At 43.3% G+C, this 10,342-nt stretch carries 8 protein-coding genes; 4 read left to right on the top strand and 4 right to left on the bottom strand.

What is annotated here, in order from left to right; all coding sequences use genetic code 11:
• The first annotated feature begins 227 nt into the window (after positions 1 to 227).
• Together DP116_RS03995 and rtcA are read left to right on the top strand one after the other, a co-directional pair.
• Positions 228 to 1,586, top strand: a complete 1,359-nt coding sequence (locus DP116_RS03995; RefSeq protein WP_169153937.1) for an FAD-binding oxidoreductase — start codon at positions 228 to 230, stop codon at positions 1,584 to 1,586.
• Positions 1,587 to 1,708: 122 nt separating this feature from the next.
• Complete coding sequence (gene rtcA, locus DP116_RS03990; RefSeq protein WP_169153936.1) at positions 1,709 to 2,758, top strand: RNA 3'-terminal phosphate cyclase; 1,050 nt, start codon at positions 1,709 to 1,711, stop codon at positions 2,756 to 2,758.
• Positions 2,759 to 2,814: 56 nt separating this feature from the next.
• Here rtcA and DP116_RS03985 read toward each other — a convergent pair whose 3' ends face one another.
• The 4 genes from DP116_RS03985 to DP116_RS03970 all read right to left on the bottom strand — a co-directional run bounded on the left by DP116_RS03985 (position 2,815) and on the right by DP116_RS03970 (position 8,370).
• Positions 2,815 to 3,204, bottom strand: a complete 390-nt coding sequence (locus tag DP116_RS03985) for a hypothetical protein (RefSeq protein WP_169153935.1) — start codon at positions 3,202 to 3,204, stop codon at positions 2,815 to 2,817.
• Positions 3,205 to 3,208: 4 nt separating this feature from the next.
• A complete protein-coding gene (locus tag DP116_RS03980) occupies positions 3,209 to 6,367 on the bottom strand; it encodes a HEAT repeat domain-containing protein (RefSeq protein WP_169153934.1) in 3,159 nt (1,052 codons plus the stop codon).
• 284 nt (positions 6,368 to 6,651) lie between these two features.
• A complete protein-coding gene (locus DP116_RS03975; protein WP_169153933.1) occupies positions 6,652 to 6,861 on the bottom strand; it encodes an RNA-binding S4 domain-containing protein in 210 nt (69 codons plus the stop codon).
• Between the two features lie 12 nt (positions 6,862 to 6,873).
• Positions 6,874 to 8,370, bottom strand: a complete 1,497-nt coding sequence (locus tag DP116_RS03970; protein WP_169153932.1) for an aldehyde dehydrogenase family protein — start codon at positions 8,368 to 8,370, stop codon at positions 6,874 to 6,876.
• Between the two features lie 336 nt (positions 8,371 to 8,706).
• Between DP116_RS03970 and DP116_RS03965 the strand changes: the two genes are divergently transcribed.
• Together DP116_RS03965 and DP116_RS03960 are read left to right on the top strand one after the other, a co-directional pair.
• Positions 8,707 to 9,684: a hypothetical protein gene (locus DP116_RS03965; protein WP_211173066.1), complete on the top strand. Its 978-nt coding sequence runs from the start codon at positions 8,707 to 8,709 to the stop codon at positions 9,682 to 9,684.
• A 65-nt stretch (positions 9,685 to 9,749) separates the two neighbouring features.
• A complete protein-coding gene (locus DP116_RS03960; protein ID WP_169153930.1) occupies positions 9,750 to 10,160 on the top strand; it encodes a hypothetical protein in 411 nt (136 codons plus the stop codon).
• The last annotated feature ends 182 nt before the right edge of the window (positions 10,161 to 10,342 follow it).

Raw genomic sequence — 10,342 nt, 5'->3', positions numbered from 1 at the left:
AGGGAACAGGGAACAGGGAACAGGGAACAGGGAACGCTTAACTCTTAACGCTTAACTCTTAAGAAGGGAGATGGTGTTTCTTTCATTCATAGCGGGTGGTGCGCTAAATCTCTTTCAAACATCCCCAATGTCTAATCGCTTACTCTAACATAGGGGAGATATTCAATATTGGGTGAGGTAGTTTAATTGAATTATTATGCGTTCCATATTTCAAAAAAGTTATAATTATGACAACCACACCCGTAAAATCATTTGATTTAGATGCCCTCACCGCTTCTTTAGAAGGTATTGAAATTATCACTGAACCGAGTCAAGTAGCAAAATTATCTCAAGATTACCATACCTTTAGCCCAGTACTCGTACCCAAACTGGAAGGAAAAGTTGGGGATATAGTCGTGCGTCCTGCCAACGAAGCAGAAGTCTTAAAAGTAGCAGCAACTTGCGTGAAACACAGAGTCCCCGTAACAGTACGCGGTGCAGGAACAGGAAATTACGGGCAATGCGTACCGTTACATGGAGGCGTCATTCTGGATATGACGCGGATGCACGAGATACGCTGGGTGAAACCAGGAATCGCGCGAGTTGAAGCTGGCGTCAAGTTAGCGGCTTTGGATAAAAAAGCACGAGAAATCGGCTGGGAAATGCGGATGACACCATCGACCTACCGTACCGCGACTATGGGTGGATTTATTGCGGGTGGTAGCGGCGGAATAGGGTCAATACAGTATGGCTTTTTGGCTGACAGAGGTAATCTTCTGGCTTTACAAATCGTAACAATGGAAGATGAACCACGTGTCATTGAACTGCGCGGCGACGATGTGCAAAAGGTGAAGCATGCTTGGGGCATTAATGGCATTATCACTGAAATAGAAATTCCATTAGGACCAGCTTATCCTTGGGCAGAAGTGATTGTGACCTTCCCAGAATTTATGGCTGCGGCAAGGTTTGGTCAAGCTTTAGGCGATGCTGATGGAATGATTAAAAAGGAGATTAGCATTTTTGCATCCCCAATTCCAGATTATTTTGCAGCTTTTCGGGAGTACATTCCAGATGAAACTCACGCTGCTTTATTGATTCTTGCTGAACCAAGTTTGGAATTATTGCCTGGGTTAGTAGAACAATATGGTGGCAAGATAACATATCAAAAAACAGCTACTGATGCCGGAAAAGGCACACATTTAGGAGAATTTACCTGGAATCATACCACCTTACACGCCCGGAGTGAAGATACTTCTATTACATACCTGCAAAGTACGTTCCCGGCGGATAAAAATCTACAAATGGTAGAGCATATGTATCACCACTTCGGCGATGAAGTGATGATGCATTTGGAATTTACTCGGGTTAACGGTACAGTAGTTCCTGTGGGTTTGCAACTCGTCCGCTACACGAGTGAGGAACGTCTCAACGAAATTATTCACTACCACGAAGAGCAAGGTGTGTTTATTGCCAATCCCCACACGTATATTATTGAAGATAGCGGTAGAAAGGTGATTGACCCTGAACAATTGAAGTTTAAGGAAATGGTTGACCCCTATGGGTTGATGAATCCTGGTAAAAGCAAAGTGTTGGAGTTTAAAATTTAAACCGCAGATGGACGCGGATAAACGCAGATGAAATAAAACTATAGCAATCCTAAATGATTCGTAAAATTCTCTCTTCTCTCTTATCTTGGCGTCCTTGGCGTCTTGGCGGTTAAAAATCCCTCATGATTCACATTGACGGTTCCTACGGTGAAGGCGGCGGGCAAATTCTCCGAACCTCCCTGAGTCTCGCTGCTATTACTGGTAACTCAATACAGATAGAGAACATCCGCGCCGGACGTTCAAAACCGGGACTTGCAGCACAACACCTCACATCAGTTCGCGCGGCTGCAGCAATTTGCAACGCCAAAGTGCGGGGTGATGCTTTGGGTTCGATGACGCTAGAGTTTGTTCCTGGTAATTCCGTGCTAGCGGGAAGTTATATTTTTGATGTGAGTGAAGCGCGGGAAGGCGGTTCTGCTGGTGCAGTCACTCTGGTGTTACAAACGATTCTCTTACCTTTAGTGCTTGCAAGTGGTGACTCTCAGGTGACACTCAAGGGGGGAACTCATGTCAGTTATAGTCCTTCCGTGAATTACATTCAACAAGTTTACCTACCAACATTGCAACGTATGGGTGTGCAAGTTGAAGTGAAACTGAACGCTTGGGGGTGGTATCCCCAAGGCGGGGGAGAAGTGGAACTACTTGTGAGTGGTGGTAGCAAACTTGGCGGGATCAACTTGGTGGAACGCGGCGACTTGCAACAGGTGCGGGGGTTAGCAGTTGTCACGGAACTACCTTCTCACATTCCCCAAAGAATCGCGAGTCGTGCTGAAAATGTGTTGCGTGAAGCCCAATTGAAACCCAGTGTACAAGCTTTGCGAGCAAAAGGTGTCGCACCAGGAGCGGGTTTGTTTCTTACAGCTGAGTACGAAAATACTTTAGCTGGATTTGGTGCGTTAGGGCGTCTCGGTTTAGCTGCCGAAAAAGTAGCAGATATGGTTTGTGAGGAACTGTTGAAGTTTCATCAAACTGGCGCACCCGTGGATGAACATTTGGGGGATCAGTTATTATTGCCTGCAGCTTTGGCGTCAACAAAAAGTGAGTACCGAGTGGCTGAGGTGAGTCAGCATTTGACGACGAATGCTTGGGTGATTGAGAAATTTGGGTTGGCGCGGGTGATGGTGGATGAAGTGGAGAAGAGGGTGATCGTGGAACCTTTAGGCAAGAATTAATACTCACTCACGAGTCTCAAACACTCGTCCGCGAGTCTCAAACACTCAATCAAACCTTACTCAGCTTTCCTATAACCTTCAACAGCAGCAACCGTGACATTAACAAACGGATTATCAAGCACTTCCTTAAACGCCTCAATTAATGCTGCCTCGGTAGCACTGCGTAAACGTTGCCAGGTGGTTGGGTTATCGTGTTTGATACGGGCTATTGCTTGATTGGCGATCGCCTGCTTTTGAGATTCAGTGGTTGTTGGATAACTCACAGACAGTTGATTTAGTAATTGCTGAATTTCTTTGGCTGTTTCCGCCAGATTTTGTTTTTGTTCTGGCGCGTAGTTGTGTTGAATGCCAACTTGATCGCGTTGGATGGTAACATCTCCTGTGTTGACGTTGCCAGGGGCTTGATTGAAATGAAAACTATTTTGATATTTAGAAGTTTCTGACATAGTTTTAATCTTTGTTATTTAGTTGGTTGTGCTGAGTTCCAATTTGATCGCCGTGGATATTGACATCTCCTGTGTTGAGGTTACCTACACGTTGAATGATGTAAGTTGACGATTTAGAAGTTTCTGATTTGGTTTTAGTTTCCTCCTCAACTGGCGGAGAATGAAAAATTTCATGGTTATAAAACTTGCAACGCTCTTGAATTTTTGAAATTGCATCGCTTTTATCCCATGATGGTGTTTTTAATTGTAACTCCCATATCTGACACAAAACTTTAGAGCCAGCAATTTTACCTAACGCATCTGCGGCTTGACTACGAACATGAGAACCTTCATCCTGCAAAGCAGCAATTAAGGCAGATATCGCTGCTTCATTGCCGATTATTCCTAATCTATACGCAGCACTGCCACGAACATCAGAATCTTTATGCTGCAAAGTACTAATTAAGGCAGATACCGCCGCTTCATTGCCGATTTTTCCTAACGCATCTGCGGCATCCACACGAACTTCTAAATCTTCATCATGTAAAGCAGCAATTAAGGCAGATGCCGCCGCTTCATTGCCGATTTTTCCTAAGGCATACGCGGCACTCCCACGAACATAAGAATATTCATCCTGCAAAGCAGCAATTAAGGCAGATGCCGCCGCTTCATTGCCGATTTCTCCTAACGCATGTACGCCTCTCCAACGAACAAAATAATTTTCATCCTGCAAAGCAGCAATTAAGGCAGATACCGCCGCTTCATTGCCGATTTTTTCTAACCCATACACGGCACTTTCACGAACGCTATAAACTTCATCCTGCAAAGCCTTAGTTAAGGCAGATACCGCCGCTTCATTACTGATTTCTCCTAAGGCATACGCGGCATTCGCACGAACATAAGAATCTTCATCCTGCAAAGCACTAATTAAGGCAGATACCGCCGCTTCATTATCTTTTTTTGCTAATGCTTCTGCAGCACTTCCACGAACAAAAGAAGATTTATCCTGCAAAGCACTAATTAAGGCAGATACAGCCGCTTCATTCCTGGTTTCTCTTAACGCTTTTGCAGATCTCACACGAGTAAGAGAATATTCATCATGCAAAGCCTTAATTAAGGCAGATACCGCCGTTGCATTGCAAATTTTTTCTAACGCATATGCAGCTCTCCAACAAACGCCAGAAAATTTATCCTGCAAAGCCTTAATTAAAGCAGATACCGCCAATTCATTGCCGATTTTTCCTAACGCCTCTGCGGCATTCTCACGAACAGAGGAATCTTTATCCTGCAAAGCCTTAATTAAAGCAGATATCGCCGCCTCATTGCCGATTTTTCCTAATGCTTCTGCGGTACTCTTACGAACATAAGGATCTTCATGCTGCAAAGCCTTAATTAAGGCAGATACCGCTGCTTCATTGCCGATTTCTCTTAACGCATCTACGCCTCTCCAACGGACAAAAGAATCTTTATCCTGCAAAATGGCAATTAAGGCAGGTATCGCTGCTGTATTACTGATTTTTCCTAACAAATATGCGGTATTTGCACGAACAAAGGAATCTTTATCCTGCAAAGCCTTAATTAAGGCAGATACTGCTGCTTGATTGCCAATCTCTCCTAATACATACGCGGCACTTCCACGAACAATAAAATTTTCATGCTGCAATGATTTACTTAAAAAAGCGATCGCACACTCAGATCGCGTGATACCCAAACACTTAATCTTGAGTAATTCAGGAACATCTAACCCTAAAATTAAACCAACTGTTTTTTCCTGAAACTCTCGTTTCACCTCCCCTGCCAATCTTGCCCCTAACTGCAAATCCACATCTAGGGCTAACTTCACCACCTGCACCGCCTGCTCTTTTTTCTCCTTCTCCACCAACGCCAACATCAGCGCTAAAGGTTCTGTCCACTTCAAATAATTAAGATAATCTCGTTTCAACTTCTCATCACTAATATTCGGAAGCTGCTGGAGTAAACATTCTGCCGCGTAGTATTCCTGAAGCAGCTGGTGACGAAACTCTATTTGGTTATTGCTCACAACTTGGATTAAATGATGCTTGAGCAAATCCTCTAACCATTCTTTCGCCCGACTGGGAGGATAATCAACTTTACCTTCAAGGAACTTCGTGAAAATTGCTTCCGCTTCTCGCCTGTCAATCGTGACTCGCAACTCTGTACGCGTTTCTCCCTGCATCATGGCAAACGCCAAATGTTGTAATAACTCCTGCCACCACCGGCGCGACTCACCAGAAACTGGGACATCATCTTTGATTTTGCCGTCATAACTCTGGGCAAAGTAGCGAAAGACTAAACCCAAATTCGGTGGAACATTGCCCGTTGTTCTAAATAACTCACACAGCATCCATAGCAGCAACGGCGTTTGCCCGAACTCCCGCAATCTTCCACCTAACCGCCGCAGCATTTCCTCACCTTGTTCTGACAAATAGGCGCGGACAAATTGCTGCATCTGTTCTTCTGTCAGGGGCTGCATTTCCAGCTTTTTCTCAATCCCTAAATCGCCACCCACGCCCAAATTCCGCGTGGTGAAAATCATTGGTGTGTTCGGGTAATTCTGCCGAAAGGTTTTTAAGTCTCGCCGTGCATCGTCATTGGGTAACTCGTTGAGTCCATCTAGCAGCAGCAAAAATTGTCCCTGTCGCAACCAAGTTTTTAGAGTTTCGCTGTTAAAGGTTAAGTTGGGATCGTGACGCAAGAGGAAGTTTTGAATAAGCTCAAGGACAGAGGTGTTGTATTGGCGGAGTTCTACTAGTATGGGTATTCGAGTTGTTGTGGAGATTGCTACCCTGCGGGAAGCCGCTATCGCGTCTACGTTCCGCTTCGCTTCACTCGCAATGACAGAATTTCCTGCTTCTTCCAGCAATAGCCGCGCTAAAGCTGTGGACTTGCCTGAACCTGGTCTACCTACAAGTAGCACATGATTTTCAGAATATTTACGTAATCCTTCCTGCACTGGGAGGCGTTCTGTTTTTTCTGGTGTTTCGCGTTTCTCCTGCTGCTGAGGCTGTACCGTTTCTACCATCAAGCCAAAATCAAACAGCGACGGTAAACTTTTTGACTGTGCTGGTTTAGACCCTCGCACATCCGTGATGGTGTACAGCCTCCACCAATGTTGGTAGGCATTACACACAGATTGCAGGTATTTTTGAAAATCTGCGCTCATGCAGGAAGTTGACTGATTAATGACTGATGTTATTTCCTATATCTGTTATAGCGTTTTACTTTAAGGTTGATACAAATGCGTAGTAGGGAGCAGGGAGCAGGGGGAAAGAATTAGAAACAAATTATTTGTATTAAGTGTTTCGTGAAACGGTATTAGAAAAATTATAAAGAAAGCATTCCAATGGTGTGAAAGTAGTGCGAGCATCTTGCTCGCTTGTCATAGTACGCGAGCAAGATGCTCGCACTGCATCTGGCATAAAGAGCGAATATTTGGCATGCTGTCAATTATAAATTCTCCAAATCAACCTCAAAGGTTTGTCCTCCCAGCGTCACCTTGTCGCCTGATACTAATTTCCGTCCTCGTCGGGTTTCAACTGTATTATTAACTTTGACATCGCCTCCTTGAATGAGTAGCTTAGCTTGCCCACCAGTCGGTGCTATACCCACGAACTTTAAAAACTGGTCGAGTTTAATTGTGCTGGCGCTTGTCTCCATAAATCTAATAACCTAACTACGATTATCTATTTGAGCACGCTGTAGACTTCCAGAGAAATCCACGTACACTGTCTTCCATTCTGTAAACACATCCAAAACAGCAGAACCAGCTTCCCGGTGTCCGTTTCCAGTTTGTTTGACACCACCAAAGGGCAGATGAACTTCTGCACCAATCGTAGGACCATTGATATAAGTGATCCCGGCTTCGATATCGCGCATAGCGGCGAAAGCGCGGTTGACATCGCGGGTGTAGATTGAAGAAGAAAGACCGTAGGGAGTGTTGTTGAGGATGGCGATCGCCTCTTCAAATGAACTCACCTCTATCACCGCCACCACAGGTCCAAATATCTCTTCACAAGCGACTCGCATGTTGGGAGTGACTTGATCAAGAATCGTCGGTTGAAAAAAGTAACCGTGTTGTAATTCTCCCTCAGTTGCGATTTCTCCACCAATCAACACTTTTGCACCTTCTTCACGAGCAATATCCAGATACTTGTTCACCCGTTGAAGTTGCTTTTGGTTAATAATTGGACCGATATCAATGTTGGGATCAATTCCTGCACCCAAGCGTAACTTACTAGTACGCTCTTTGAGCATAGCGGTAAATTTCTCTTTGATGTCGCGGTGCAAAATCAGGCGACTTGTAGCAGTACACCTTTGCCCCGTTGTTCCAAAAGCGCCCCAAACTGCACCCTCAAGAGCAAGTTCTAAATCTGCATCTTCCATCACAATTTGAGCATTTTTACCGCCCATCTCCAAACAAACTCGCTTGTGAGTGCGTCCACAAGTCGAGGCGACAAAAGCACCCGTTTCAGAAGAACCCGTAAAAGATACCAAGTCAACATCAGGATGTTCAACTAAAGCTTTTCCCGCTTCTTGTCCCACCCCGTGCACCAAGTTAACAACACCTTCAGGGAAACCAGCTTCTGCAAAAATTTCAATCAGTTTCGTTGCACAAGCCGGAGTATCTTCAGCGGGTTTGAGGATAACAGTATTACCACACACCAAAGCTGGCATAGCTTTCCAGCAGGGAATCGCAACTGGGAAATTCCAAGGAGTGATAAGGGCGCAAACTCCAACGGGCATTCTTACCGTCATCGCGAACTTGTTGGGCATTTCTGAAGGTGTCGTTTGCCCAAACAGCCGCCGTCCCTCACCAGCATTGTAAAAAGCGCAATCAATACCTTCTTGAACATCTCCCCGTGCTTCCGTCAGAGGTTTACCCATTTCCCGACTCATGAGTTGGGCGAGTTCTTCTTTATATTTTTGTAAAAGTTCTCCCACTTTATGGATATATTCTGCTCTCGCTGGCGCGGGGACAAGTCGCCAACTGCGGTATGCTTTGCGCGCAGCTGCTACTGCTGTATCAACATCAACTGTAGCGGAACGCGGGAAAGTAGCGACAACTTCGCGATTGTCAGCAGGGTTACGACTTTCTAGGGTGTCAAGAGAAGCAGCATTCACCCATTGATTGGCAATGTAATTGCGGCAAATTAGGGGAGTGGTCATGATATACACCTCCAGATTTGAGATGCACTCGAACATTTGCATTAGTTTCGCTTGATTTATCAGTTGTAGTCAAGTCACACCTCAGCGATCATGAACTAGAGACAAAACGACATCTTATCTATTTTTCTCTCAACACTGCATAAGTCACTTTCCATTGCAACTACTAAGAATGTAGAAGGAAGACAAATCAGCTTAACTTTCTTTCTCAATCATACCTAAACAAATTACATGATACCTCATATTAAACCTCGCAGAGCAATATTTGCTCTAGTTCCGCTTGCTCTTTTACTTAACAGTTGTGGTCGTGATTTTCCCTCAGTCCAAAATGTAGGAAAAATGGCTACTACACTTGAGCTATCGTCATCGAACATAGCTGATGACATTTATAACTCTTGCATAACAAGAACAAAATATATACCTTTTCTGGCAGCAAAAGGTTCTTCTGACTCGTTTCACTCATTTTTACAAAGACAAGATGAACAAAAAAGGTGTGACGATTTATATAAACAGAAGGTTACAGACGTTAAAAAGGCAAATTCTGTACTTGTAGAATATGTAAAAGCCTTGGGCAAGCTGGCTAGCGATGATACTGCATCTTTCGATAAAAACTTTACTGCTCTTGACGAATCACTCAAGAATTTAAAATTTTCGCAATCTAACGGACAAGTCTTTAGTTTCAAAGGCCCTGATGTTGACGCAGGCATAAATATTGCCAAGTTTCTTACAAATGCATTCACAAGGGAATTTCGCCGCGAAAAGTTAAAAAAAGCAATTTTGTGTACTGATAAAGATATACAGACTTATACTGGAGCAACATCTAGTGTAAAAGATTCAGCCTCTAACCAACCTGCGACAGGAGGCTTAATAGCACTGACACAACAGGCTTACATTAATGGAATTTTGACAGCAGAAGAGGAACAAATCCGAACCTACTTTACTGATTATATAGGTGGACTGACACAAGTTTCAGAAACTCATACTCTAGATTTCATCACGCTAGAAGAAAACTATAACAAGGCTATGGATTCCATCAGAAGTAGAAAAGATGCAGCAGAAAATTATGTAGAACTACTTCAGAAAATAGCCACACTGCATAGCAATCTGAAAACAGAGTTTCAAGGTAAAGATCAGATCGATGATGCCCAGTTATCAAACTATTGTCAAGATCTTTACACAACCAAGGCAGATAAAGCAGCGACTAAAGAGAAAGCAGTTACATACGATCAGGAAGAACTAAAAAGAGTTAGGAAAATAGTATCCGATTCTGAAAGAACATTAGAACCTTTGATTCAGAAAATGGATAAAGGTTTGTAAGAAAAATCTACTTACTTTATAGGTCTTATGGTTGCTGACAATTTAAACGTAAAAGGAGATGTAAAATGGTAACAGGTACTTTGAAATTGAGTGATTGGAATGAGTGTAGTGAAGAGATCAGCCAACTTATTCAGTCAATCCGCAAGCGTAGGCAAAATTTACTTAATAGAAATAAGATAAGTTTGGATGATTTCTTAAAAATAGGAAACTTAGAAACTGACCTGGCTACTACGAAAAGTCTGATAGGTCTTAAACTCATAGATGAAATAGTCACTGATTTGAAACAACCAAAAGAAAGAATAGAAAAAGTAACAAAACAGTTACAATCTGCCATCCAGGATCTGGAAGATTCTAAGAAAGTTTTAACAATATTAACTAGTTTTGTGAACTTAGTTGACGCAATTTTAAATCCAGTTTCAGGACTGGTAAAAATTGCTGGAATAGTAACTCAGCTTGATAACCTTACAATAGGATAAACTTTGAGCAGATTCGTACAAAACTTTCGCGCAGTTGAATGGACTTAAAAAGCAATCCAGGAGGAGACAACAGGAGATAATCTCTTTGTTTGTCCCCTTCCTCGAAATGCGTAAGTTTTATCTTTATCAAAAGCCAACAAAGATTTTTATCGAATCAACGCCAACACCCCAGCCGGAGAACC

The organism is Brasilonema bromeliae SPC951 (genome assembly GCF_012912135.1).
In the GTDB taxonomy this organism is placed as follows: Bacteria; Cyanobacteriota; Cyanobacteriia; order Cyanobacteriales; family Nostocaceae; genus Brasilonema; species Brasilonema bromeliae.
This window is presented reverse-complemented; position numbering and strand designations above follow the sequence as displayed.

Coding starts and splice junctions, on each gene's coding strand:
- DP116_RS03960 (WP_169153930.1), top strand. CDS start 9,750: ATGGTAACAGGTACTTTGAAATTGAGTGATTGGAATGAGTGTAGTGAA.
- DP116_RS03975 (WP_169153933.1), bottom strand. CDS start 6,861: ATGGAGACAAGCGCCAGCACAATTAAACTCGACCAGTTTTTAAAGTTC.
- DP116_RS03995 (WP_169153937.1), top strand. CDS start 228: ATGACAACCACACCCGTAAAATCATTTGATTTAGATGCCCTCACCGCT.
- DP116_RS03985 (WP_169153935.1), bottom strand. CDS start 3,204: ATGTCAGAAACTTCTAAATATCAAAATAGTTTTCATTTCAATCAAGCC.
- rtcA (WP_169153936.1), top strand. CDS start 1,709: ATGATTCACATTGACGGTTCCTACGGTGAAGGCGGCGGGCAAATTCTC.
- DP116_RS03980 (WP_169153934.1), bottom strand. CDS start 6,367: ATGAGCGCAGATTTTCAAAAATACCTGCAATCTGTGTGTAATGCCTAC.
- DP116_RS03965 (WP_211173066.1), top strand. CDS start 8,707: ATGGCTACTACACTTGAGCTATCGTCATCGAACATAGCTGATGACATT.
- DP116_RS03970 (WP_169153932.1), bottom strand. CDS start 8,370: ATGACCACTCCCCTAATTTGCCGCAATTACATTGCCAATCAATGGGTG.